27 protein-coding genes are annotated in these 25,106 nt (G+C 31.5%); 14 read left to right on the forward strand and 13 right to left on the reverse strand.

Annotation, left to right across the window (positions count from 1 at the left end):
* From ACTF45_RS03340 to ACTF45_RS03360, 5 genes are all read left to right on the forward strand, one after another.
* Positions 1-1,565, forward strand: a 1,565-nt coding sequence (locus ACTF45_RS03340) for a DNA topoisomerase (protein ID WP_438949345.1), incomplete at its 5' end; no start/stop codon positions are given.
* Positions 1,566-1,567: 2 nt separating this feature from the next.
* Entirely contained in the window at positions 1,568-2,152 is a 585-nt protein-coding gene (locus tag ACTF45_RS03345) for a hypothetical protein (protein WP_438949346.1), read from the forward strand.
* A 20-nt stretch (positions 2,153-2,172) separates the two neighbouring features.
* On the forward strand, positions 2,173-2,811 hold the full coding sequence (locus ACTF45_RS03350) for a DUF2232 domain-containing protein (protein WP_288347346.1): 639 nt from the start codon (positions 2,173-2,175) through the stop codon (positions 2,809-2,811).
* Positions 2,812-2,825: 14 nt separating this feature from the next.
* Positions 2,826-3,983: a nicotinate-nucleotide--dimethylbenzimidazole phosphoribosyltransferase gene (locus ACTF45_RS03355; RefSeq protein WP_288347344.1), complete on the forward strand. Its 1,158-nt coding sequence runs from the start codon at positions 2,826-2,828 to the stop codon at positions 3,981-3,983.
* Positions 3,984-4,985 carry a hypothetical protein gene (locus tag ACTF45_RS03360; protein WP_438949347.1) on the forward strand — a complete coding sequence of 334 codons (1,002 nt, stop codon included), beginning with the start codon at positions 3,984-3,986 and terminating at the stop codon, positions 4,983-4,985.
* On the opposite strand, the gene ACTF45_RS03365 is transcribed toward ACTF45_RS03360, so the two are convergent.
* Complete coding sequence (locus ACTF45_RS03365) at positions 4,974-6,116, reverse strand: aldo/keto reductase (RefSeq protein WP_438949348.1); 1,143 nt, start codon at positions 6,114-6,116, stop codon at positions 4,974-4,976. The two genes, ACTF45_RS03360 and ACTF45_RS03365, sit on opposite strands and share 12 nt — an antisense overlap.
* Positions 6,117-6,227: 111 nt before the next feature.
* Between ACTF45_RS03365 and ACTF45_RS03370 the strand changes: the two genes are divergently transcribed.
* Positions 6,228-6,887, forward strand: a complete 660-nt coding sequence (locus ACTF45_RS03370) for a riboflavin synthase (protein WP_438949349.1) — start codon at positions 6,228-6,230, stop codon at positions 6,885-6,887.
* Positions 6,888-6,892: 5 nt separating this feature from the next.
* Here ACTF45_RS03370 and ACTF45_RS03375 read toward each other — a convergent pair whose 3' ends face one another.
* The 4 genes from ACTF45_RS03375 to coxB all read right to left on the reverse strand — a co-directional run bounded on the left by ACTF45_RS03375 (position 6,893) and on the right by coxB (position 10,390).
* On the reverse strand, positions 6,893-7,246 hold the full coding sequence (locus tag ACTF45_RS03375; RefSeq protein WP_288347339.1) for an AbrB family transcriptional regulator: 354 nt from the start codon (positions 7,244-7,246) through the stop codon (positions 6,893-6,895).
* A gap of 97 nt (positions 7,247-7,343) precedes the next feature.
* Complete coding sequence (locus tag ACTF45_RS03380) at positions 7,344-7,946, reverse strand: cytochrome c oxidase subunit 3 (RefSeq protein ID WP_288347337.1); 603 nt, start codon at positions 7,944-7,946, stop codon at positions 7,344-7,346.
* A 12-nt stretch (positions 7,947-7,958) separates the two neighbouring features.
* Positions 7,959-9,584, reverse strand: a complete 1,626-nt coding sequence (gene ctaD, locus ACTF45_RS03385) for a cytochrome c oxidase subunit I (protein ID WP_288347335.1) — start codon at positions 9,582-9,584, stop codon at positions 7,959-7,961.
* Entirely contained in the window at positions 9,581-10,390 is an 810-nt protein-coding gene (coxB, locus tag ACTF45_RS03390; RefSeq protein ID WP_288347333.1) for a cytochrome c oxidase subunit II, read from the reverse strand. Before coxB ends, ctaD begins: the two co-directional genes overlap by 4 nt.
* A gap of 234 nt (positions 10,391-10,624) precedes the next feature.
* On the opposite strand from coxB, the gene ACTF45_RS03395 reads away from it, so the two are divergent.
* Genes ACTF45_RS03395 through ACTF45_RS03415 form a run of 5 tightly spaced genes read left to right on the forward strand, consistent with a single transcriptional unit; the run spans position 10,625 to position 14,917 of the window.
* Positions 10,625-11,578, forward strand: coding sequence for a COX15/CtaA family protein (locus ACTF45_RS03395; RefSeq protein ID WP_288347331.1), 954 nt, complete (start codon positions 10,625-10,627; stop codon positions 11,576-11,578).
* Positions 11,575-12,573 carry a heme o synthase gene (locus ACTF45_RS03400; protein ID WP_288347329.1) on the forward strand — a complete coding sequence of 333 codons (999 nt, stop codon included), beginning with the start codon at positions 11,575-11,577 and terminating at the stop codon, positions 12,571-12,573. Before ACTF45_RS03395 ends, ACTF45_RS03400 begins: the two co-directional genes overlap by 4 nt.
* A gap of 36 nt (positions 12,574-12,609) precedes the next feature.
* The gene (locus tag ACTF45_RS03405; protein WP_288347328.1) at positions 12,610-13,626 is read left to right on the forward strand and encodes an ABC transporter ATP-binding protein; all 1,017 of its coding nucleotides are present in this window, start codon (positions 12,610-12,612) and stop codon (positions 13,624-13,626) included.
* Positions 13,627-13,680: 54 nt separating this feature from the next.
* Positions 13,681-14,505, forward strand: a complete 825-nt coding sequence (locus tag ACTF45_RS03410; RefSeq protein ID WP_288347327.1) for an ABC transporter permease — start codon at positions 13,681-13,683, stop codon at positions 14,503-14,505.
* Positions 14,506-14,512: 7 nt separating this feature from the next.
* Positions 14,513-14,917, forward strand: coding sequence for a glycoprotein (locus ACTF45_RS03415; RefSeq protein WP_438949350.1), 405 nt, complete (start codon positions 14,513-14,515; stop codon positions 14,915-14,917).
* Between the two features lie 4 nt (positions 14,918-14,921).
* Here ACTF45_RS03415 and groL read toward each other — a convergent pair whose 3' ends face one another.
* On the reverse strand, positions 14,922-16,658 hold the full coding sequence (gene groL, locus ACTF45_RS03420) for a chaperonin GroEL (protein WP_438949351.1): 1,737 nt from the start codon (positions 16,656-16,658) through the stop codon (positions 14,922-14,924).
* 134 nt (positions 16,659-16,792) lie between these two features.
* On the opposite strand from groL, the gene ACTF45_RS03425 reads away from it, so the two are divergent.
* Entirely contained in the window at positions 16,793-16,972 is a 180-nt protein-coding gene (locus tag ACTF45_RS03425) for a hypothetical protein (RefSeq protein WP_288347727.1), read from the forward strand.
* Here the strand turns inward: ACTF45_RS03425 and fabG are convergent, their stop codons facing one another.
* Complete coding sequence (gene fabG, locus ACTF45_RS03430) at positions 16,973-17,722, reverse strand: 3-oxoacyl-[acyl-carrier-protein] reductase (RefSeq protein WP_288347725.1); 750 nt, start codon at positions 17,720-17,722, stop codon at positions 16,973-16,975. It lies immediately after the preceding gene.
* A 93-nt stretch (positions 17,723-17,815) separates the two neighbouring features.
* On the opposite strand from fabG, the gene ispD reads away from it, so the two are divergent.
* Entirely contained in the window at positions 17,816-18,487 is a 672-nt protein-coding gene (gene ispD / locus ACTF45_RS03435; RefSeq protein ID WP_288347724.1) for a 2-C-methyl-D-erythritol 4-phosphate cytidylyltransferase, read from the forward strand.
* Here ispD and ACTF45_RS03440 read toward each other — a convergent pair.
* Positions 18,484-19,356 (reverse strand): S66 peptidase family protein, encoded by an 873-nt coding sequence (locus ACTF45_RS03440; protein ID WP_438949352.1) that lies wholly within the window; start codon positions 19,354-19,356, stop codon positions 18,484-18,486. The genes ispD and ACTF45_RS03440 overlap by 4 nt on opposite strands.
* Before the next feature lie 12 nt (positions 19,357-19,368).
* Positions 19,369-20,256 (reverse strand): 4-hydroxybenzoate polyprenyltransferase, encoded by an 888-nt coding sequence (locus ACTF45_RS03445; protein ID WP_288347721.1) that lies wholly within the window; start codon positions 20,254-20,256, stop codon positions 19,369-19,371.
* A 121-nt stretch (positions 20,257-20,377) separates the two neighbouring features.
* Here ACTF45_RS03445 and ACTF45_RS03450 point away from each other — a divergent pair, with 121 nt between their 5' ends.
* Positions 20,378-21,976: a Ppx/GppA phosphatase family protein gene (locus ACTF45_RS03450; protein WP_438949353.1), complete on the forward strand. Its 1,599-nt coding sequence runs from the start codon at positions 20,378-20,380 to the stop codon at positions 21,974-21,976.
* On the opposite strand, the gene ACTF45_RS03455 is transcribed toward ACTF45_RS03450, so the two are convergent.
* From ACTF45_RS03455 to petA, 4 genes are read right to left on the reverse strand one after another with little or no spacing between them, the layout of a single operon-like run.
* Complete coding sequence (locus tag ACTF45_RS03455) at positions 21,973-22,464, reverse strand: helix-turn-helix domain-containing protein (RefSeq protein WP_288347717.1); 492 nt, start codon at positions 22,462-22,464, stop codon at positions 21,973-21,975. The two genes, ACTF45_RS03450 and ACTF45_RS03455, sit on opposite strands and share 4 nt — an antisense overlap.
* Positions 22,465-22,521: 57 nt before the next feature.
* Positions 22,522-23,277 (reverse strand): precorrin-4 C(11)-methyltransferase, encoded by a 756-nt coding sequence (cobM, locus tag ACTF45_RS03460; protein WP_288347715.1) that lies wholly within the window; start codon positions 23,275-23,277, stop codon positions 22,522-22,524.
* On the reverse strand, positions 23,270-24,163 hold the full coding sequence (gene lgt / locus ACTF45_RS03465) for a prolipoprotein diacylglyceryl transferase (RefSeq protein WP_438949354.1): 894 nt from the start codon (positions 24,161-24,163) through the stop codon (positions 23,270-23,272). Before lgt ends, cobM begins: the two co-directional genes overlap by 8 nt.
* Before the next feature lie 11 nt (positions 24,164-24,174).
* Entirely contained in the window at positions 24,175-25,074 is a 900-nt protein-coding gene (gene petA / locus ACTF45_RS03470) for a cytochrome f (protein ID WP_438949460.1), read from the reverse strand.
* Between the last annotated feature and the right edge of the window lie 32 nt (positions 25,075-25,106).

Genomic DNA, 25,106 nt, shown 5'->3' on the forward strand with positions numbered 1-25,106 from the left:
TATCAAGCTCAGCTCGTCAATTTAATTCAAATGCTAGGAATGCTCAAGAAGCACATGAAGCTATCAGGCCGGCTGGAGAAGTATTTAAAACTCCAAATGATACAGACTTGTCAGGAAGAGATCTCTCTTTATATGAATTAATTTGGAAAAGAACTGTTGCCAGTCAAATGGCGGAAGCAAAATTAACAATGATTAATGCTGAAATAGAAGTTGGGGAAGGATTATTTAAGTCAAGCGGAAAAAGTATTGATTTTGCAGGTTTTTTTAGAGCTTATGTAGAAGGTAGTGATGATCCAAGCGCATCACTAGAACAGCAAGAAGTCATTCTTCCTGATTTAACTCAAGGGTCTGTTCTAGAAGTTGATAGCAAAGAGGCTACTTATCATGAAACCAAATCACCAGCTAGATATACTGAGGCTGCATTAGTCAAAGTTTTAGAAAAAGAGGGAATAGGAAGACCTTCTACTTATGCAAGTATTATTGGAACAATTGTAGATAGGGGCTATGCAAATATTTCTTCAAATTCCTTGTCGCCTACATTTACAGCTTTTGCTGTTACGGCATTATTAGAGGAACACTTTCCTGATCTTGTTGATACAACATTTACGGCAAAAATGGAATCTTCATTGGACGAAATTTCTTCAGGTAATCTTGAGTGGCTTCCATATTTAGAAACTTTTTATAAAGGTAAAAATGGTCTTGAGGTAAAAGTTCAGAAAACTGAGGGTGATATTGATGGTAAAGCATACAGACAAGTTGATTTTGATGACTTACCTTGCGTAGTAAGAATTGGTTCTAATGGCCCATGGCTTGAAGGGGTAAAAATAGATGAATCAGGAAATGAAATACAGGCAAAAGGTAATCTCCCTATGGATATTACTCCTGGAGATTTAGATAAAAAGAAAGTTGATCAAATTCTTAGTGGCCCCTCAGATCTTGGAACTGATCCAAAAACTGGAGAGCAAGTATTTTTAAGATTCGGTCCTTATGGACCTTACGTTCAATTAGGAAATACTGAAGAAGACAAAGCGAAGCCAAGAAGAGCCTCTTTACCAAAAGAGTTAAAAACTGATGACTTAACTTTATTGGAAGCTCTAGAACTATTAAGCTTACCAAAATTGTTAGGAGAACATCCAGAAGGTGGAATTGTTGAGGCAGATAGGGGAAGATTTGGTCCATATATTAAATGGATAAAAAATGAAGATGAGTCTGAAAATAGATCTTTAAAAAAAGAAGATGATGTTTTTAAGGTTGATCTTAAGCGCGCATTAGAAATCCTCGCGATGCCAAAATTAGGTAGAGGAGGACAAGAAGTAATAAAGGATTTCGGAAAACCTAAAGAATTAAAAGATAAAATTCAGATTTTAAATGGAAGATATGGACTATATATAAAGTGTGGAAAAACAAACGTTTCTTTACCTAAAGATACTGATTTAGAAAAATTTACACTTGATAATGCTTTGGTTTTATTAGAAGAGAAAATGAAAGATAAAAAGAGCTCTGGTTTCAAAAAAAATAAAGTAATTAGTAAAAAGACCTCAAAGAATAAAAAAAGTAAAAAATAAATATGGGTTTTATAAAAAATAAATTATTTATTTTTATTATCTTAATTTTATTACAATCTTGTTCTGGAGGAAGAATTGGAAATTTTTTTGAGTCTAGTTTTAAAAATATTGAAGAGACAAAAATAAAAGAAGATGTCAAAAATAATTTAAAGAATAAGATTGTTATTAATTCTGGGGGGATTGTGGAAAAAAACAAGAATATTGAAGAGAAAAAAATAAAAGAAGATATTAAAAATAATCTAAAAAATAAAGTTGTTATTAAATCTGGGGGGATTGTGGAAAAAAACAAGAATATTGAAGAGAAAAAAATAAAAGAAGATATTAAAAATAATTTTAAAAATAAGGTTTTAAAAAAGTCTGAGAAGAAATCAAAAAACAATAAAACAACTTCTGATAAAAATATATCCTTTCAAAATAGAGAATATAAGCCTAAAACATATAAAATTATTTTCATTTTAAAAGATGTAGATCCAAAAGATCCCACTGAAGATTTAAGGACCATTTTAAGAAATTCTGATGTAAATTTTGAAATAGAAAAGATTGAACGTTATTTTGATCCAAAAAATAAAACTATAAAAAGTAATTAAATATTTATACAAAATTTCATATGAAACTTTCAAAAAAAAATGAGGCACTTAATATAATTGAACCAGCATATTTAGCCTCTCTCTCTTCATTACTTTGGATAGCTTTATATTATTTACCTATAGGAGGAGCTTTGTTGAGATTAATATTACCTCTACCTATAATCTTGTTGCATTTGAGAAGAGGAACTAAAACTGCATTTGAAGGTCTCATAATACAATTTCTTTTGTTGTTGATACTTATGGGTCCAATAAGAGGAACCTTATTTTTATTCCCATATGGGATATTAGCTTTTTGGCTAGGGTGGTCTTGGTTTATGGAAAAAAATTGGTGGCTTAGTTGGTGTGTAGGTTTTGTTCTTGGGACACTTGGATTTTTTATAAGGGTATTTGCATTATCAACTTTAGTTGGGGATAATCTTTGGATAATAATTACAAGAGCAAGTTATGGCCTTATAGATAAATTTATTGAACTATTTAATCTGCCATTCTCTCCTTCGATCCGAATTATCCAATTAGTTGCAATATTATTAATAATTTTTCAAGAAATGGTATATGTTTTAACTATACATATACTCGCATATTCCCTTTTCCCTAGATTAAATTCAAATATTCCTGATCCTCCAAAAATAATTAATGGATTTGTTGATTTAGGTCTCTAAAATAATTTTATATAATGCAAACATCGTATTTAGGGATAAATTTATTTGGAAGTAAAGGTAATCAAAAATTGTTTTCTGAGAGGGTAGATTTTCTTAAGAAAGAAATTAATAATTTTATTTTCTATCTTGTGATTGCAGGAACAGAAACATCTCAAATTCAAGGTATATCCGCAGCAGGAATTAATTCAAAAGCCAGAAGAAGAACCGCCTTAGCAGACGCTGAGTTTCTTCTTTTTGGGGCTTCAAAAGACCATAAGTATAAATTACCCTTTTTAAATGCAGGAGTTACTCCTGCATTAATAAGCTATGTATGTAGGAAACTTATATGCGCAAGTCCAATAGTTGTTCCTATAGGAATAAAAGAAAAACCTTACTTTAGTCATTTAATTGTGGAGAATTATTTAGTAGGCCCAGCTAAATGTTTGACTACTGGAAAATCTATGAATAAAGAGAGAGTTTTGAGTCTTTACAAAAAAGGACTAGAAATTGGAAAATCTACGAAACAACCCATATTTATTTCAGAATCTGTACCAGGAGGAACTACAACTGCTCAGGCAGTAATGGAAGCTTTTGGCTTAAATGTAAATAATTTAATAGGGAGCAGTTTGATTAATGCTCCTAGGAACTTAAAAACAAAAGTAATTAAAGCTGGTCTTTTAAAAGCAAATTTAAAAAATAATTTTGACTCTTTAGATGTTATTTCTTCAGTCGGAGATCCATTTCAAGCCTTCTCTATGGGATTATTGATTGGAGCAAGATTAGCTAAGCAATCAGTTGTATTATCTGGAGGTAGCCAAATGTTAGCTGTAATTTTACTTGCGTTGGAATTTATTGATTCTAAACAAAAACAGGAATTTGTTGATTTCGTTTTTATAGCTACTACTGGATGGTTGGTTAAAGATAATTCATTGTGTGATTTATTAGATTTAATAAATGAAAAACACAATGTAAATTTATTAGGATTTGCAAGCTCTCTGAATTTTAAATCATCTACATTTAAAGAATTGACTGATTATGAAATAGGTTATGTAAAAGAAGGGGTTGGTGCTGGTGGGATGTCAATTCTTGCTTTTCTTAAGGGTTTTAGTAATGAAGAAATAGTTTCAAGGTGTCAAATTAATATTGAAAGAATGAAGGATTTAGGTCAAATTTCCTTAAATAAGGATTGTTAAATGCCTAAAAATTATCCTACAAGAAGGCAATTCCTTAATTACGGAAAACTATCTCTCCTTTTCTTTTTAAATTCATGTAGTAATTCTTTAAAAAAATTTAAAATTGGTTTTCAAAGTTCGATTTATCCAAAATCTTTAAAAGATACATTACCTTCGATTTGGCAAAAAGAAAATATTAATTTTAGTAAGCTTAAATTAGAAAAAAATAAAATAAAATTATCTAATTCAGACTTTATTTTGGTTAATGATGGATGGCTAAATAGTATTGATTTTACAAGTTTTCAAAACATAAATAATTTATTTTCAAATGATATATTAGATAATAGATCGCGAGATTTTTTAAAAAGTTTTAAAGAATATCAACGTGATAAATTATTTCCGGTAGGTGTTGTTCCATATGCAGTAATTATAAAAAATAATAAAGATCTAATTTATGATGCTAGTAATTCTTGGGATTTTCTTCTTGATGAGAAGTTGAAAGGAAAAATTATATTCCCTCAAAGCCCGAGAATATTAATTTCAATTTCAAAAAAAATTAGTGTAAAAAATTCACTTAGCAAACTGAAAGAACAAGCAATGTTATTTGAGGATAAAAATTCAATAAATTGGTTAATTAATTCTCCTGCATCTGTTGCGATTATCCCCTTTTCACTATGCGAAAAATATCTTAGGGTTGATTCAAGACTTTCGATCGTTTTCCCAAATAAAGGTGTTCCTTTAATGTGGAATTTTCTTCTAACTAAATCAAAAAATAATAATATTGTATTAACTGATTGGATTAAGTCCTTAGATAAAAGGTCTACTATCGATAAGTTAGCTAATCAAGGTTGGTATTTACCTTTTAAAAATAAATACTCTCAGGAAAAATACAATATCAAAATTGAAAAAAATAATTATGGTCCATCAAAAAATTGTTGGGAAAATAGTTGGTCTTTTTCACCTCTAAATAAAGAAGAGCAATTAAGTCTAGAAAAGTTGTGGAATCAATCATTAACCCCATAATCTTTTTTTAGGCTTTTCACTTAATAAGTTGTGAGTTTCTTTTAATAAAGCTGGTATATTTAATTTGCTAGGACATTTTGGAATACATTCATTGCAATCTAAGCAAAAAGAGGCATCTTTTTCTTCCCACCAGTGGCCTGCCCTCCCTATTAAATTATATCTTTCTTTAGCAAATTCTAATTGACCATACCCAATAGATATATTTCTCAAACGAAGTATTTCAGGAATAGGAATTTCACTTGGACATGGTAGGCAAGATCTACATTGCTCACATTTTGAAGACTTTAACTCTTCATTCGCAAAATGTTCGATATTTTCTAATGCACTAATTTCAGAAGATGAAAGTTTTTGACTTGAGTTTATAAGCTTTTTTGCAATATTAAAATCTTCAAATTTTGTAGCCCCTAAAGATAGAGTTGTAATTCCTTTCGATAGTAAAAATCTATAAGCTAGCTCCAGAGGATGGTATGGTGCTGATGCTCTTAATAAAGATTCGCTTGGATCATATAATCTTCCACCCTTATCAGCAGGGGATATTGCTAATACACCCATTTTCTTTTTTAAAGCTAGTTGGGCAAGGCTCATTTTTGATTGATCTAAAAAATGTAAATGAAGATTGCAAAAACTAAATACTTCACAGTTAATTGCATTTTCAATAAGTTTATAACTGCCATGTGAACTGAACCCAACTTGATCAACAAAGCCTTTTTTAATTACCCATTTTAAAAACTTTCCCCCCTCTCCATTTAGAACCCAATCTAAATGCTCTTCTAAATTTATTCCATGGAACGCAAGATTATTTATTTTCTTTAGCTTTAAATTTTTGAGTGAATTTTCGAAATTCTCTTTTAGATAATTAAAATCTCCTTTAGGTAATACTTTAGTAGTAATTATCCATTCTTTCCTAAATATATTTTCGGAAGTTTCTAATTCCTTTAATGACTCCCCGATTAGTTTTTCAGCGTTACCGTAAGCAGCAGCAGTTTCTAAATGATTAATGCCCGCATCATGAGCACTTTTTATAAGGTAATTCATTTTATCAAGACTCTCTGTCGCTCTCATTGTGCCTAAAGTAAACAAACTTACATCGCACGCTTTTCCAAATGATCTTTTCTTAGAATCAATTATCATCTTTATATGATTAATACCTGCTTAATAACTTTTTAATTTATTTATAGTAGAAAATGTTTTAAAGTAAATCAAAGTTAATAATAGTTTTTCAAATAATCTTTATTTAAAGTTATGTTTACAGGAATAGTTCAGGCAATAGGAAAACTTAAAAAGGGAAACCCCCTCTTAATTATTGAAATTCTAGATCAGCCTTTTGATATGCAAATAGGTGATAGTATTGCAGTTGATGGAATTTGTTTAACAGTAAAAGAGATCTCAAATAATCAATTTAAAGTAGATGTAAGTGAAGAAACTTTAAAAAAGACTACTTTAGGAGAAAAATCTAATATTAACCAAATAGTTAATTTAGAGCCGGCTCTCCGCATCTCGGATCGTCTTGGGGGCCATATAGTTAGTGGCCATATTGATGGTTTGGGAAAAGTTGAAAATATAGAAAAACTTGAAAAATCATGGCTTTTATCAATTAAGTGGCAAAATAAAAACTTTTCCAAATATATCGTCGATAAGGGAAGCATATGTGTCAACGGCATTAGCCTTACAATTGCAAAATCTCAAAATGAAGGGGAAATTTTTACGATTGCAATTATTCCACATACATGGGAAAACACTAATCTCAAAAATTTAGCAATTGGCGATAGTGTAAATCTTGAAGGAGATGCATTAATAAAGTACGTTGAAAAACTACTTAAATTTAATAAGAATATAGATTTAGAAAACTTTCCGCAAGAAATCTCCTCAAATTGGCTTAAAGAGAATGGCTGGAATAAATAATATTCTTAATTTAATGGAGTGAGGGAGATGATTTTAGAATCTTTTTTTAGATCAATTTTATATTCTTGACCTGGCTCTAATCCTAATTTTTTTGTATAGGCATGACCTATCAATAAGTTACCATTGCCATGAACTTTTGTTTTGAATTCTGCTTGCCTCCCTCTTGAAGATCTGTTCCCAGCCCTACCAGCGCCACTATTACTTAACTTGTACCCCTTAGCTTCAATAAGTGCTCTATAAAAACTTTTTCTTAAGACTCTTCCACTAGGACCTACATAGCCGCAGCCTCTTGCTATTTCATCCTCAGATTTATTGCTGAGTAATTTAGATTTTTCGAGAAGTTCTTTTCCTACAAGCATTATATGAGCTTTTTCTTATTATATATTCTTACCAATAATGAGAATTGTGGCAATATAAGTTAATAAAAAATAGATTTTTTGAAGAATAAATTCTCTATTATAAAAGATACAAAATTATAAATAAAATAACCCAAATTCCATCTACGAAATGCCAATATAATTCAACAGCTTCTAGTGGGAACATATTTTGATTAGTAATTCTTCCTTCCTTTGGTCTTGTTTGCCAAGAAATAATTAATATCATTAATGTCCCTAAAGTTACATGTAAACCATGAAAGCCAGTTAAGGCATAAAAAGTACTTGCAAATAAATTATCTGTTAGTCCGAACGGCAAATTAAAATATTCAAATAGTTGACATATTAAAAAAGTAATCCCAAGTAGAGCAGTGACTAGTAACCATTTTTGACTATCAGAATTTTTATTTTTAAGAAGAGCTTTCCCTGCTTTATGAAAAGTCGCGCTACTTACAAGCAATAAAATTGTATTTAATGTAGGTATAGGAAGTTCTAATTCATAAATAGCCCCATCTGGTAAAGGATTAACTGCTTTATATGTGAGGTAGGCAGCAAAGAAGCCAGCAAAAGTCATCCCATCTGCAATTAAAAAAGTTATTAATCCAAACATCCTAAAGTCTTCATGATGTTCACTCGCTTCACTATCATTTTTTTTAATTTCTTTTGAACTGTCTAGGGTTGTCATGGTGTTTCTTGATTAATTTTCTTGAGAAATTGGTTTGCCATAACCATAAGGTTCTTCAACTAAAGGTGCTTCCCCTTCCCAATTTTCAACAGGTGGGGGAGAAGACGTTAACCATTCAGGAGTTAAAGCGTTCCAAGGATTATCCCCAGAATCCTTACCATTTTTAATACTTAAGAATATATTTACTAAGAATGGAATAGTACTTATAGCCATTAAGAGAGCTCCTAGGCTACTAATCTGATTAACAAATTGAAATTGTGGATCGTATTCCGCAACTCTTCTAGGCATTCCATTAAGACCAAGCCAATGTTGAGGAGCGAAGCATAAATTAAAGCCAATAAAAGTTATGGCAAAATGTATTATCCCCAGTTTTTCGCTCATTAACTTACCGGTTACCTTTGGGAACCAATGATATATAGATGAGAAGATAATAAAAACAGTCCCTCCATAAACTATGTAATGGAAGTGAGCAACAACAAAATATGTATCATGCACGTGAATATCAAAAGGTACCTGAGCAAGAGCAACTCCTGTAATACCGCCAAATACAAAATTTATAATAAATCCACATGAGAATAACATTGCACTATTGATAGATATTTTCCCACCCCATAAGGTTGCAACCCAATTAAAAAATTTAATTCCTGTCGGAACTGCTATAAATGCTGTCGCAATCGTAAAGAATAATCTCATCCAAGGAGGGGTACCACTTGTAAACATATGATGAGCCCAAACAACTAGACCAAGCACAACTATTCCCATTATGGAAAAAACCATTGTGGTATATCCAAAAAGTGGCTTTCTTGAATGCACTGGAAGAATTTCACTTACTAGGCCGAAAGCAGGTAGAACCATTATGTAAACAGCTGGATGAGAATAGAACCAAAATAAATGTTGGTAAACAACTACGTTTCCGCCTAAAACAGGGTTAAAGAAACCGGTATGAGCAACAATATCAAAGCTAAGTAATATTAATGTTCCAGCTAAAACTGGAGTTGACAAAACTACTAATAAACTTGTGCCTAGCATCGCCCAACAATACATAGGTAATTGCATCAGCTTTAACCCCGGTCGCCTTAATTTGATAATTGTTGCAATGAAATTTATCCCTCCAAAGATAGAGCTGCCTCCGAGCAACAAAACACTCATTATCCAAATGATTTGTCCTGATTGAGGGGTGGTTATACTCAAAGGTGGATAAGCCGTCCATCCTGCCTGTGCAGCCCCTTCAACAAAATAACTCGCTACTAACATTAAACCGGAAGGAGGTATCAGCCAAAAAGCTACAGCATTCAATCTTGGGAATGCCATATCTCTAGCTCCAACGTAAAAAGGAATTAAATAGTTCCCAAATGCACCATTTACTACAGGAACAATCCACAAGAAAATCATTATTGTTCCATGTAATGTTAAAACTTGGTTATATACATCTCTAGGCATAAAGTCCGACATTGGACTTGCTAATTCAATTCTTATTGCACTTGCCAAAGTTCCTCCAATTAAATAAAAAAGAAACCCGCATACAAGATATTGAATACCAATTACTTTATGATCGAGACTAAAACTAAAATATCTAAGCCATCCTTTAGGTTGAAGACTTTTGGTATTAGAATCCTGTGGATCAATTGATATAGTCATAAGCTAACCTCAGTTTTTGTGTTTTTGTTAAACCAATCTTTGTAGTCAGATTCTTCTTCAACTATTATTGAAGCTCTCATCCCCCCGTGATAAGGGCCACATAATTCCGCACATATTATTGGATATTTTCCAACTTTAGTAGGAGTGAAATTTAATATCGTAGGTTGGCCAGGAATAATATCTTGTTTTATTCTGAATTCTGGAACCCAAAAAGCATGAATTACATCTTTTGATTCCATCTTCATAGAAACTTTGCGATCAACTGGAACATGAAGCTCCCCAGAAATAAATTCCCCTTTCGGATAATTAAATAAAAAGGCAAATTGCATAGCTGAAACTTCAACAGATAAATTATTGCTAGCAACCTCATTATTTGATGCCTGGCTGATTCCAGCCCATATCTTTTCTGTGTTGGAGGTCATCATTTCATGGCTATGATTTAGTTCTTTCATACCTCCCATTCGATCGTAAATGTTGTAGCTATATAAACCTATTATTAAAACAATAATAGATGGGATAATTGTCCATACAATCTCTAGGGTTAAATTACCTTCTAAAGCTATCCCATCTCCATCTCCATATTGATCTTTTCTTTTTCTGAATTTAAATAAACTATATATAACGGCTATGGTCATTCCTATGAAAATTATTAATCCAATGATAAAAAGAATTTTAAAAAGTTCATCATAAATTGGAGCATTTATACTTGCTTCGGCAGGGAGTAAGTTAACATTAAATCCAATCCAAAAAGATATACCAAATACAGCGGAAATTATAAGAATTAAATAAAAGTTTTTATTTAACAATTGATGTAAAAAATGTTATTTATATTTTCAACATATTCAATTTTTTAAATTTTGCATTGTTTGTTAATGGAAAATTATTGAAATTCACAACTTCTTAAGATTTAAAAAAAAAAGAAGTATTATTAACAACTTTTTATAGGTTTATGTCAGGAAAAAAAGATTAAAAAAACAAATAAATTTTAAAAATTAAACATTTACTTTTAATTAATGTTTGATATTTGAATCTAAATTAATATGCAGAAAAAGAGAACTTTGAATAATTTGTTCAAAAACGAAATATATCAATCAAAATACAAGTCAGTTTTTCTGAAATTGGGAACCCATTGCGTTTTGGCCTTAATAGCTTTAATAGTTGTTGGAGGAGCTACTAGGGTAATGGAGGCCGGTCTTGCTTGCCCTGATTGGCCCTTATGTTATGGGACTTTTCTTCCTCTTAATCATATGAATTTAAGAGTTTTTCTAGAATGGTTTCATCGTTTGGATGCTTTCCTAGTAGGCCTTTTAATTCTTTCTGAATTCATACTTTCAATAGTTTGGAGAAAAGATCTTCCAAATTGGTTACCAAAAACTTATTCATTATTAGTATTCTTAGTAATTGTTCAAGGCTCTATTGGAGCATTGACAGTTATTAATTTACTTAATTCCTACTCAGTTACTGCTCATCTTTTGACAGCTTTTTTACTCCTAATAACAACAATAACAATCAATCAGAATCTAGAAAATAATGGTGTTAATAAATCATTGACTTGGTGGAAGATATTATTATTTTTCCCTCTAATACTCACTTTAGTTCAATCTTTTATTGGAGTAAGGCTTTCATCAACTTGGTCTGCACATCTATGCTTATCTTTTAATAAACAATGTTTAATTTTAGATACTCATAAATTATTTGCTATCCCAATTTCTATTTCTATTTTATTTATTTTGGCTATCTCAATATATAAACAAGATTTGTTCCAGAATAATTGGAGATACCTTTGCTCACTTTTTTTGCTTTTGATTTCCCAGGTTGTTCTAGGAGTATTAAGCCTTAGAACTAATTTAAGTGAACCTCTTTTTGTTATTGGTCATCAACTTAATGCTTCTTTGTTAATTGCGACCCTAACATCATTGATTTTTAGAAATCCTTACCTAAATAAAAAAATTAATCAACCATTTAATTCAGTAATAGTAGGTTTAAACTCATGAAAAGTAATTTAGAAAACTTAAATTTCCAGACTTCAATTCGTGAACAAGTTGTACCTTCAAGAAAAAAAGTAAAACTACCTGCGTGGCTTGAAGTTGCCAAGCCTAGGTTGATTCCATTATTACTAGCTACAACTTTAGGAGGTATGGCATTAACGGAAGAATGGCCTTTATCTTCTCCTAAGCTTATATGTACTTTAGGAGGAGGTGCCTTGGCAGCCGCGGCAGCTGGAGCGCTTAATTGTTTGTGGGAAATGGACCTAGATAAAAGGATGAAAAGGACAAGTAATAGAGCTTTACCCTCAGGTAAATTATCATTTAATACTGTTTTTTTAGGTGCAGTATCTTGTACATTGGCAGCTGCAATGCTTTTGATAAGTGGGGTAAATTATTTAGCTGCTGGTTTAACATTGTTGGGATTATGTAGTTATGTGATTTTATATACGATAATTCTTAAACCAAGAACAACTCAAAATATTGTTTTTGGTGGTGTTGCAGGAGCCATACCTCCTTTAGTAGGAGCTTCGGCAGCCACCGGTCATATAGGACTTAGTGGTTGGTGGTTATTTAGTTTGGTAATGCTTTGGACCCCAGCTCATTTTTGGGCTCTTGCAATTTTATTAAAAGATGATTATGCGTCTGTAGGTATACCTATGCTTCCTTCCGTTAAGGGTTCAGCGTTTACCGTCAAAGCTATTTCTCGCTACGGATGGGCAACTGTTTTTATGAGTATTCTTGGTGTTTTTGCTTTACCTGAGGGAGGACTCCTTTATTTGATAATGCTTTTACCTTTTAATGGAAGACTTTTACAATTAATAAATAGATTGAAAAGTTCACCAGACGATTTAGAAAAAGCTAAAGGATTATTCAGATGGTCAATACTTTATATGTTTGGTATTTGTCTGTTGCTATTAATTTCAAGAACTCAACTTTCTGTGGATTTTGAACATCAGTCTATGCAAATGTTCTTATCATTAAAGGCATACTTTAATTATTAGATTGATGTAAAGTATTAAAGGATAAATTCAAGTTTGATGAATTATATAAAAATTACGGATCTTTCAAAATCATATTCTGATATTCAGGCATTAAAAGATTTATCAATGGAAATTAATGCTGGTACATTATTCGGAATCTTAGGTCCAAATGGTGCAGGTAAGTCTACTCTCATAAAAATACTAGCTACTTTAGTAGAACCAGATGGTGGTGAGGTTTTTGTAAATAATATCAATTTAATTAAAAATCCAAGAAAAATTAGAGAATTAATTGGTTATGTGGCTCAAGATATTGCTCTCGATAAAATCCTTACAGGGCGAGAGTTATTAGATTTTCAGTCGGATTTATATCATATGAATAAAAAGGAAAAATACGAAAGAATAAAATTATTAATAAATCAATTAGAGATGAATGATTGGATTGATAGAAAATGCGGAACGTATTCAGGAGGAATGAAAAGAAGAATAGATTTGGCTGCAGGCCTTTTACATTTGCCCAAAGTTTTAATATTAGATGAACCAACGGTAGGTTTGGATATTGAAAGTAGAAATATAATTTGGCAACTTTTGAAAGATTTGAAGAATGATGGCATGACTATTATTTTAAGTAGTCATTATCTTGATGAAATAGATAAATTAGCCGATAGTTTGGTAATAATTGATGATGGGAAAGTTATAGCTCAAGGAACACCTGCTCAACTTAAAAATAAATTAGGAGGAGATAGGATAACTTTAAAAGTAAGAGAATTTAGTACTCATGAAGAGTCTAAAAAAATAAGTGAAATTTTATCCTCAATCAATGGAATCAGTCAGATTATCATAAATAAGGCGCAAGGTTATTCAATTAATTTTGTAGTAGATAAGGAAAAGGATTTGCTCACAAAACTAAAAGTAGAATTAGCTTTTTCAAAGTTTGAAATTTTTTCTCTCGCTCAAAGTCAACCTAGCTTGGATGATGTATATCTACAGGCGACTGGTAAAACATTATTAGATGCTGAAATTTCTATGACTGGGAAAAGAGATCTAAAAAAAGAATCGAAGCAATCAATGAGATGAAAATAATAAATTTTTTGATAACTAATTATAATAATGATTAAAAGTTCTTAAATAATGGAATTAAAACAATATAATTTATTTTTTTTATATCAAGAAACTGTTGCTTTAACCAAAAGATTATTTATCCAATTAAAAAGAAGACCTTCTACTCTTTTAGCGGGCATATTGCAACCTATAATTTGGCTCTTTTTATTTGGAGCTCTGTTCTCAAAAGCTCCTGAAGGTTTTCTACCAGGAGTTGATTCTTATGGAAATTTTTTGGGAGCAGGACTAATTGTTTTTACTGCTTTTAGTGGAGCGTTGAATTCAGGCTTGCCTTTAATGTTTGATAGAGAGTTTGGCTTTTTAAATAGGTTACTTGTCGCACCTTTAGCGAGTAGATTGTCCATTGTTTTATCCTCATTCTTTTACATAACTATTCTCAGTTTTGTTCAAAGTATTGTGATAATGATTGTTTCATTTGTTTTGGGTTATGGATGGCCTGACTTTTATGGGTTAGGAATTGTTTTTACAACATTAATACTATTAGTACTCTTTGTGACATCAATAAGCCTCTGTTTGGCTTTTGTTTTACCTGGTCATATTGAATTAATTGCTCTTATCTTTGTTATAAATTTGCCTCTTCTTTTTGCAAGTACTGCGTTAGCACCCATTTCTTTTATGCCAAATTGGCTAGGGTGGTTAGCCTCCTTAAATCCATTAACTTTTGCGATTGAACCTATCAGGATTGCTTATACACAAACTATGAATTTAGATGTGGTGGCTTTACACGCACCATATGGTGACTTAACTTGTAAGAGTTGTATCTCAATTTTATTTTCTTTAACAGTTTTTTCTTTAATTATTATAAGACCACTGTTAAATAGAAAATTAAATTAATAAATTTATGTCTTTAAAAGATCATCTAAAAGATACTTACCAAAAAGAATCTTTTGATAATAATCATTTGATGTTAGAAAATATAATTAATGTATGGGCACATAGGTTTGGACCTGAATCTTTAAATGAACTATTTGTTAAAAATCAAGATCAATTTAAATTAACAGAAGAGGATCAGGCAGAGGAAAATCAGAATCAAATCAATTTGGAATTATTAAAAAATGTTCAATACAAAGAAGAGATAGAATTTAAACCTAAAGAAACAAAAACACAAAATAATACTGAAACTATTGATAAAGATATTTATGGGTCTTATAAAATTGAAAGTGAATATAAAGATACAGAAGAATTGCCATTACCCAATATAAAAAACTTGAGAAAATGGATTAATAAAGAGAAAAAAGCCAGCTAAGTTTTTACATCATTCCTGGCATACCCATGCCGCCCATTCCTGGCATACCCATGCCGCCCATTCCTGGCATACCCATGCCGCCCATTCCTGGCATACCCATACCGCCCATTCCACCCATACCACCCATACCACCCATTGGATCTGCCCCTGGTCCTCCAGGTGCTGACTCTGGTTCTGGGATATCAGCAACTGCAACTTCCGTAGTAATTATCATTGCTGCGATTGATACTGAATCTTGAAGAGCTAATCGAATAACTTTAGTAGGATCTAATATTCCTGACTCATTTAAGTTTTCATATTCCCCATTATTAGCATTAAAACCCTTACCAAGTCTTTTTATATCAGCGATAACAACGTCTCCATTAAAACCAGCATTTTTTGCAATTTGTTTTGTAGGTTCTAAAAGTGCATTTGTAATAATATCAATACCTGTAGTTAAATCATCTGATATTGCTTTACGTGAATTAGAAAGTTCATTTGATATTTCAATTAAGGTTTGTCCTCCCCCTGAAACTACTCCTTCCTCGATAGCAGCTTTTGTAGCATTGAGTGAATCTTCTATTCTTAATTTTTTATACTTCATCTCTGTTTCCGTCGCAGCCCCAACTTTAATAAGAGCTACTCCTCCAGCAAGCTTTGCTATTCTTTCGTTAATCTTATCTTTATCGTATTCCGATTCAGTTATTTCTACTTCCCTTTTTAATTTCTCAACTCTTGCTTGGACAAGGTCTTTGGTATCGTCGAAAGCTACGATTGTTGTTTTATCCTTTGAAATTGTTATTTTTTTTGCTTTTCCAAGATCATTAAGAGTAACTTCTTCTAATTTCATTGATTGATCTTCGCTAATTAATTTAGCTCCTGTAAGAATTGCAATATCTTCCAGAGCAGCTTTTCTCCTTTCTCCAAATGATGGAGCCCGAACAGCCGAAACATTTAATACCCCACTATTTTTATTTAATACAAGAGTTGTTAGAGCTTCCCCCTCAATATCTTCAGCTAGAATTAAAAATGGAGAAGCAGATTTTTGAACCTCTTCGAGAATAGGGACCAAGTTGGTTAATGTTGATATCTTTTGGTCAGTGATTAGGATCTTAGGATTTTCAAGTTCACAAATTTGTCTTTCTTGATCAGTTACAAAATAAGGTGAGCTATAACCTCTATCAAAAGACATTCCTTCTGTGATGTCTAGCTCTGTCTCTAGGGATTGTGACTCTTCTACTGTTATAACTCCATCTGAAGTTACAATATCCATTGCTTTTGAAATTATTGAACCAATTTCTTCATCTCCTCCTGCACTTACTGTCGCAACTTTTTTAATATCGGAGCCATTTATTTTGATACTTTTAGATCTTAATTTCTCTAAAACAAAATCTAATCCTTTTACCATTCCTTTTTTTAGCTCAATAGGACTAGCTCCCGCAGCTATATTTTTTAAACCTTCTTGAACCATTATTTGAGTCAAGATTGTTGCTGTTGTTGTTCCATCACCAGCACTCTCTTTAGTTTTTGATGCTACTTGTTCTATTAATTTTGCCCCTAAATTAGAGATGGGATTCTCAAGGTTGATTTCTTTAGCAACCGTAGATCCATCTCTTACTATGTCTGGAGAACCGAATTTTCTTTCAATTACAACATTCTTTGCCTTTGGACCAATAGTTACTTTAACAGCATTTGCGACAGTATTTATTCCTTTTTCAAGAGCTTCTCTAGATTCGTTCGAAAAGCTTAATTGTTTTGGCATGTTTATTGAAATCTTTATATCCTTATTCTAATGTCCCATGGAATTATATTTAAGGGATACTTAATTAAGTGGGGAAAGCCGAATTTCTCTTAAATAGCTATCCAAATTAATTAAATTATGAGTATCTTAAAGTTATGGACAAAACAGGGAATCTTATTTTTACTTTAACTGCCACACTTGCAGTTGCAATGACTCTTATATATTTTCCTCTTAGATTTTTCTTGACTTTAACTGCTAGAAGTAGAAGATTAAAACTTCTACAAAAGATTAGAAGATTAAGGGATGAGTTGGTTCAACCATATGAAAGTACATAATTAAATACTCATGCCCCCATCAATACTTATTGTTTGTCCTGTTATATAGCTGCCAGCATTACTCGAGACTAAGAATGAAACTAAGTTTGCTATTTGTGAACAACTACCTAGTTTTCCTAATGGTATGGCTTTGATAATCTCTTCGTTATTTAGTTTTTCAGTCATTTCTGTTTCTATAAAACCTGGAGCTATAGCATTAACATTTATCCCTCTTGAAGCAAATTCTTTTGCACAGGTTTTTGTAAAGCCAATAACACCTGCTTTAGCGGCAGAATAATTTGCTTGTCCAGGATTTCCAATTATTCCGACAATAGATGAGATATTAATTATCTTTCCGCTTCTTTTTTTTATCATAAATTTTGAAGCATATTTTGTACAAAGAAAAACCCCTTTTAAGTTTGTATTTAGAACGTCATCCCATTGTTCTGATTTCATTCGCATTAAGAGCCCATCTCTTGTTATGCCAGCATTATTTACAAGAATATCTATAGCACCATTTATCTTTATGATTTCTTCAAAAGCTCTACTAACAGATTCTTCTTTTGAAACATCAAATTTTAATTTATGAACTTTGCCTCCAGACTCTTTAATTAGATTTACAACTTCTTCAGCTTTTTCATCAGACGACGAATAATTTATTATAACTTCTGCACCTAAATTACTAAGTTCTAAGGCAATTTCTTTACCAATGCCCCTGCTAGCCCCTGTAATTAAAGCAACTTTACCTATTAAAGATTCTGTATTTGACATTGTGAAATTTTTATAATTTTAAATCGTAGTACTATTTGTGCAAACATATTACTTTTATTTATAATTATCTAGAAAATATAAACTCAAATTACTGTGCATGTACTAATACCCGCTGCAGGCAGTGGTAGCAGAATGAAAGCTGGAAGAAATAAATTACTTATTGAATTAGAAGGGGAATCTCTTATTTTTTGGACTATAAAATCTATATTATCTGCAAGTTTAGTCAGCTGGGTAGGAATAATTGGGCAGCCTAATGATAAAGAAGAATTATTAAAATCAGTAAAAAATTTTTCTAATAAAATCAAATGGATAAATGGTGGAGATACGAGGCAAAAGTCTGTCTTTAATGGTTTAAATTCTCTTCCATCTACTGCTGAGAAAGTTTTAATTCATGATGGTGCTAGATGCTTAATTGGTCCCGACTTAATAAATAAATGTGCTTCAGAATTAGAACAAAATGATGCAGTTATTTTAGCTACCAAGGTTACCGACACAATAAAGATTGTTGATAATAGAGGTTATGTAAAGGAAACACCAAATAGACAAAATTTATGGGCAGCTCAAACGCCTCAGGGTTTTTTAGTAAAAAGATTAAGAAAAGCTCATGAAATGGCAATTGAGAAAAATTGGACGGTTACAGATGATGCCTCACTATTTGAAATGTTAAATTGGCAAGTAAAAATAATTGAGGGAAATTCTTCAAATATAAAAATTACATCACCACTAGATCTAAAAATAGCAAAACTATTTTTAAAAGATTCTTAATAAGAAGGGATATCAATAATAAGTTTTCCATCGTTCCCATTTAATGTTGCTTCATAACCGAAAGGGATGCATGCATTACCAGATAAATGTCCAATAGGAAGGTCAAAAAGAATAGGAATATCAAATTCTTGAAGCCTCTCAATTATTAATTCTTTGAGTAAGCCGTTCCATTCAGGTGTACACACTTCATCTGAAAAACTTCCGAATCCAATACCTGAAATTCCATTCAATTTGTTTGTCATTCTCAAATAAGTTAACATTCGATCAATTTTATAAATGTCTTCGTTTATGTCCTCAAATATTATTATTTTCCCTTTTAATTCAGGGAAATGATCAGTACCAATTAGAAAAGATGCAATAGTTAGATTAGAAACAACAATTTCTCCTTTTGCGATGCCTTTTTTTAAAGGTAAACCCTTAATATCATCAACATACCCCTCAAAAAGTAAATTTCTTAGTCTTCTTAAACTCCATTCAGGTTCTTTAAAAAGAGTAGTAATCATAGGTCCATGAATCGAGCCAAAAGATCCTTTTGAATATTTTGATAACAACAGTGAACATGTATCAGAGAATCCAATCATCAACCCATTACCCCAATTTGGATTTTTTTCTAAAAGTCTTGCGGCACCCCATCCACCTTTAGCGAAAATGATGACTTTCTTATTTTGAGCTTTTTCAAGTTCTTCAAATCTTGTTTGATCATCTCCAGCAAAATACCCAAACTTTCTTGAGAGGATATTATTGTGAACAATCTTCAATCCCCATGTTTTTAAAATATCTATGCCCTTTATAAAATCCTCTTCATTATCTATAAAAGAGCTTGGAGCTAAAATTTGAATCTCATCTCCTTTTTTTAATTTAACTAGCATTCTTTTTATAAGTTATGAGGCGATTATGAATCCCAATAATATTAAGCCTCCATATATAGATTGGTTTTTAAAATGATCACCAATTTTTTTAATGGATTGTTTACTTTCAGGAAATATTTTCAAAATATCTTTTTGCATTAAAAATCCTGTTATTAACCAAATTGGCCAAAAAACAAAAGTTAGTTGATTGATGAAAGCACATATTGCAAGAAAACTGGAAGTTAAAAAATAACAAATTTGAATAGTTTTTTTTGTATTGGAAGCAAGGTTAACTGCGGAACTGTTTACTCCAATTTGAATATCATATTTTTTATCAGCCAAAGCATATACAGTATCAAAACCAAAAGTCCAAAAAATCGTAGCGAGCCAGCAAAATAATAAAACAATACTATTGATATTACCTTCGTTCGCAGCCCAAGGTATTACAACTGCGAATCCCCAGCATATTGATAAGATAAATTGCGGATATTTAAACCATCTCTTTGCAGAAGGGTAAATTAAAATTAAAGGCAAAGCAAAAAAAGCAAGTGAAAGAGAAAGTAGTCTTCCATTCTCTGGAAGCGACAAAGTTAAAAAGAAACTACATAAAATCAAAAATATAAGCATTAAGTATGCCGTTTTAGTACTGATTTTATTTGCAGCAAGAGGTCTGTTTTTGGTCCTTAAGACTTTTTGATCTATTCTTTTATCCCAAATATCATTAGCAACACAACCTAAGCCACTAACTAATAATCCACCGATTAAAATTTTTAACAACATGTAAATGCTTGGATTTGATTCGGGCGTAAGATATAAACTCCATCCAGCAGGAATAAGTAGAATAAGTCTCCCTGTAGGCTTATTCCATCTTAATAATTCAAAAAGGATATTTATTTTAGAATTTAGGTTTTTCTTTATCACAGGATCTTTATTTCATAACTTTAAATAATCTAACTAGAAATTAGGCAAATCTATAATTTAATAATCAATCTTAAGTATATTAATTACGGTATTTAGGATCTCTATTTTTTAGAGAATAAAAATGATACAGAAAAAAAAATTAAGTAATCTGCAAGAAAAAGATATTTCTGTAGCCTCAATTGATATTGGAACCAACTCCACTCATCTCTTAATCGCTGAAATTAATTCAGATCTCAAATCCTTTTCAATAAAATTTACTGATAAATCTACAACACGTCTAGGAGAGAGAGATGAAGAAGGAAATCTTACTGAGGAATCAATTAAAAGAGTTTTAAAGACCCTAAAGCGTTTTAAAGAGTACTGTAAAAGTAATGGTGTTAATCAAATAGTAACTGCTGCAACGAGTGCTGTTAGGGAGGCTCCAAATGGTCGAGACTTTTTAAACAGGGTTCAAAGTGATTTAGATATTCAAATAGAACTTATAAGCGGATCTGAAGAGGCTAGATTAATTTATCTTGGTGTTTTGTCTGGGATGGTTTTGGAAGATAAGACTTACGTAATTATTGATATAGGTGGAGGTTCTACAGAATTAATACTTGCAGATCAAAAAGACGCAATAGCTCTTACAAGTTCTAGAGTTGGAGCTGTTAGGCTCAAAAATGATTTTTTTCTTGATAATGAACCCATCAATAGAGAAAGATCTAATTTTTTGAGAACTTTTATTCAAGGCTCCTTAGAACCATCTATTGAAAAAATTAAAAGGAGATTACAAAGAGGAAAGACGGTCTCAATGATTGCTACAAGTGGAACTGCAATTTCACTAGGAAATTTAATTTTATCTGACCTTGAGCAGCCAAAACAAAAGATGCATGGTTATAAATTTAAAAAAGAAAATTTAGAGATTGTCTTGGAAAAATTAATTAAAATGCCAACTTCTGAAATAAAGAAAATTCCTTCACTCAGTGAAAGAAGATCGGAAATAATAATTCCAGGTGCATTAATTTTAAAAACCTCAATGGAGATGTTGAATTTTAATCAGTTGACAATTAGTGAGAGGGCCCTAAGGGAAGGATTAGTAGTTGATTGGATGCTTCGTCAAGGAATAATAAAAAATGAATTTAATATTCAAAGCAATATTAGGAAAACTACCATACTTCATCAGGCTAGAAAGTTTGGCGTTGATAAAGAAAGATCTGAGAAAGTTACTAATATCGCATTTCAAATCTATGATCAAACTAAAAATATTTTTCATGGCGATACTGATTCAAAAGCAAAAGATCTCCTTTGGGCCGCCTGTAACCTTTATGATTGTGGGAAATATGTAAATATAAGTTCTTATCATAAACATTCTTGGTATTTAATCAAAAACTGCGAATTATTGGGATATTCTCAATCCGAGACAAATAGTATTGCTTCAATAGTTAGATATCACAGAAAGACTTTACCAAAAAAAAGACATGAATCTTGGCAAAGTTTAATCTCAAAAGAAGATAAAACATTAGTACTTGAAATGTCTTTAATTTTAAGATTAGCGGCCTCTCTGGATCAAAGACCTGAAAATGTATTATCTTCTATAAAAATTAAATTACTAAATAATATTATTGAAATTGAACTGATACCTTTAAAATCAAATCAAGATCTTCTTCTTGAAAAATGGAGCTTAGAGTTATGTAGTAAGGTGGTTAAAGAATTAAAAAATTTAGAGTTGAAAGTTGTTTAATTTTTATTTATGAGTTCTTCTTTAGGAACTTGATTTTGGAATGATTCTGAAAAAATATTAAAAATCAAAGATGAAGCTAATAGGCCTAATATTCCTGAAATTAAAATAAAGATAATAACCTCCATAGAATTCTGATTCTTCAAGTTTCGGTCATTTTTCCCTTTTATAGAGACTTCTTGAACAATTTCTTCGATGTTTACTTCTTTCCGTTCAGTTTTGAATTCGCTCATTATAAAATCTGTATCAACTTTTAGCTTTTCAGAAATCCTACGAACCATTGCTTTTATAAAAACTTTTTCCGGTAAATGATCTTCATTACCCTCCTCTATAGCCTGAAGTTGGTGAGATCCAATTTTTAAATCAGAGGCTAATTCTTCAATTGATTTATTTCTGCTTACTCTTGCTTCTTTAATGAAATTGCCAATTCTTTTTAAAGATGAATTATTTTTGGGATTGTTGTCTGAATTATTAGATTTTATTTCGTCCAAAGCAATTAATTTTTCCCCAATTATAGTGTTATATATTTATCTATCAACTTTATTCAATTATTTGCCCCTAAAGAGATGCTTGTAAGATGGATTATAAAGATTAGACCTATTTGCAATAGTATTAATTGCAGGACTAACAATATAAATAGTAGTTCTAATAAGTTCTTTCTCAAGAGTAAATTTTTCCATATCCTTCAATTCAATTAAAGATGTCCAACCATCATCCCAAGATACTCTATAACCAACAATTACTTTAGTTTCTGGAGGGTAAAATTCTAATAAAGTTTTTTGAGAACTCTTTATGTGTCTAGCACTCAAATAAAGACATAAAGAGGATTTGTGCTTGGCAAGATCTTTAAGTGATTCTTTTTCAGGCATGCCAGTTCGGCCTCCTGCTCTAGTCAAAATTATTGTTTGAGTTATATCTGGAATTGTAAGCTCGGCCTGATGATAGGCAGCAGCAACCTGAAAAGCACTAACCCCAGGTATCACTTCAGTCTCGATATCTTTTTGTTTTAATATTTCTAGTTGTTCTTTAACTGCACCATACAGGCATGGATCTCCATCATGCAATCTAATAACAGTTTTACCTTCATTGAATCTTTCTATCATTATTGAAGTGATTTTTTCTAGAGTAAGCGTACTGGTTTTTATTTTTTCAGCGCCTTCAAGTGAAAAATTTATAATTTTTTCAGGAATTAAAGAATCAGCCCAAAATATAACGTCTGCAGATTCTATTTTTTTTAACGCTTTGATTGTTAATAAATCAGGATCGCCTGGACCAACTCCAATAAAAGAAATCTTTCTACCCATTATTTCTTGTTTTGTTTTTATATGATTTTAATCTTAAAAAAAATATTCCAATTAATCCAGAGGAAAATAAAAAAATACTAATAAACTGGGCCATACGCAGTCCTCCATCACAAAAGGGTGGAATTCCCCCAATACATAAAGGATCAATTCTTAAACCTTCAATCCAGAATCTTCCAAAACTATAGCCAATTAAATAAAGACAACTAATAAAGCCAGGCCTCACTGAGTTTTTATTATTCTGTTGGTAAAAAATTATAATCAATAATATAAAAATAAAAAAATTCCATAATGATTCATAGATAAATGTTGGATGGAAAAACTGGTAATTTATAAACTCTATTGGCCTATTTTGTATGGGTATAAATAACTTCCAAGGTAAATCTGTAGGTATTCCAAATGCTTCGTTATTGAAGAAATTCCCCCATCTACCAATAGATTGGCCAAGAATAATAGATGGAATTAATATATCTATAAAGGTCTTTAAATGAATATTTTGAGATTTGCAAAAAAATAAAATACATAAAAATCCTCCAATTAAGCCTCCATGGATTGCTATGCCCCCTTGCCAAATTGCAAGAAAAGAGGGAATTTGAATTACATTATTAAAAAGGTCAAAAGAAGTAAAAAAGTTTTCCCCACTATATTGTCTCCATTCGAAAATTACATAGTACGCTCTAGCTCCAATGATTGAAGATATTATTAAGGAGGGTAAGATATCACTAATATATTGAGGATTAATATTTCTTGATTTTGCAAGCTTTTTAGAAATAAAAAGTCCTATTACTACTGATATGGAAATTAGAAGACCATACCATCTTATAGTTAGAAAACCTAAATTTAAAAATGTGTCTCCAGGGGATTGAATAAAAGCTTGATATGTAAGCATTTAAAGGTTAATTACACACCCTCAGCAGCTTGTACCTTTTCAACCTGCTTCTTCTTGAGTACTAACAGTATTTGAGTTAGGCCTACACCAATAAAAAATGCAATTAATCCAATTATTCTATAAGGGCTTTGTAGCACTACTTCAGCATCTAGTTGTCCAAAACCTCCTACATTAGGGTCATTTGTGAGAGGATCTCCTGCACTTATTTGGTCTTGTTCTCTCACAATAAGTTCAGGACCAACTGGAACAACCTCGGTAAATATTTCCCCGTTCTCATTCTCAATATTAATTTGATAACTACCATCTTCATTAGTTTCTATTGAATTGATTGTACCTGAAGAAGTAGAAGTGAATATTACATTATTACTCTTGTCACCAGTCGGATAAACTTGCCCTCTACCTCTATTTCCTCCTATATGCAACGAGTACTTTCCATAGTGATAATCTTTATTAGTAGCTGGATTAGGGGAAAGGACTGGAAAAACGATTTCTTTATTAGTATCTCCTGGTAATGGCCCGACAAGAATTATATTGTCTTTTTCTTCGCTGTAATTAGTAAAGTAAACCCCCTCGGTTTCTTCTTTTATTTCATCAGTCCACCTTTCTTGAGGAGCTAATTTAAAGCCATCAGGAAGCATAACTACAGCCCCAACTTGTAAAGGAACCTCTGATCCGTCAGCACCTATTTCCTTAATGTCATCTTTATATGGGATTTTGACTACAGCTTTGAAAACACTATCAGCTCCAACAGATTGAGGGACCTCTGCAATAGTCGGCATTTGTGCTAGATGGCAATTTGCGCAGACTATTTTCCCTGTGGCTTCTCTGGGAGATTCGTAATTTTGCTGCGCCCAAAATGGATAAGCAAAAGAAGATCTTGGGAAAATTACAATGCTGGAAATCAAAAGCATTGTGCAGAGAAAGAAAGTTGTTTTTTTCATAA

The sequence above is a fragment of the Prochlorococcus sp. genome (genome assembly GCF_965655815.1).
GTDB classification, from domain to species: Bacteria; Cyanobacteriota; Cyanobacteriia; order PCC-6307; family Cyanobiaceae; genus Prochlorococcus_A; species Prochlorococcus_A pastoris.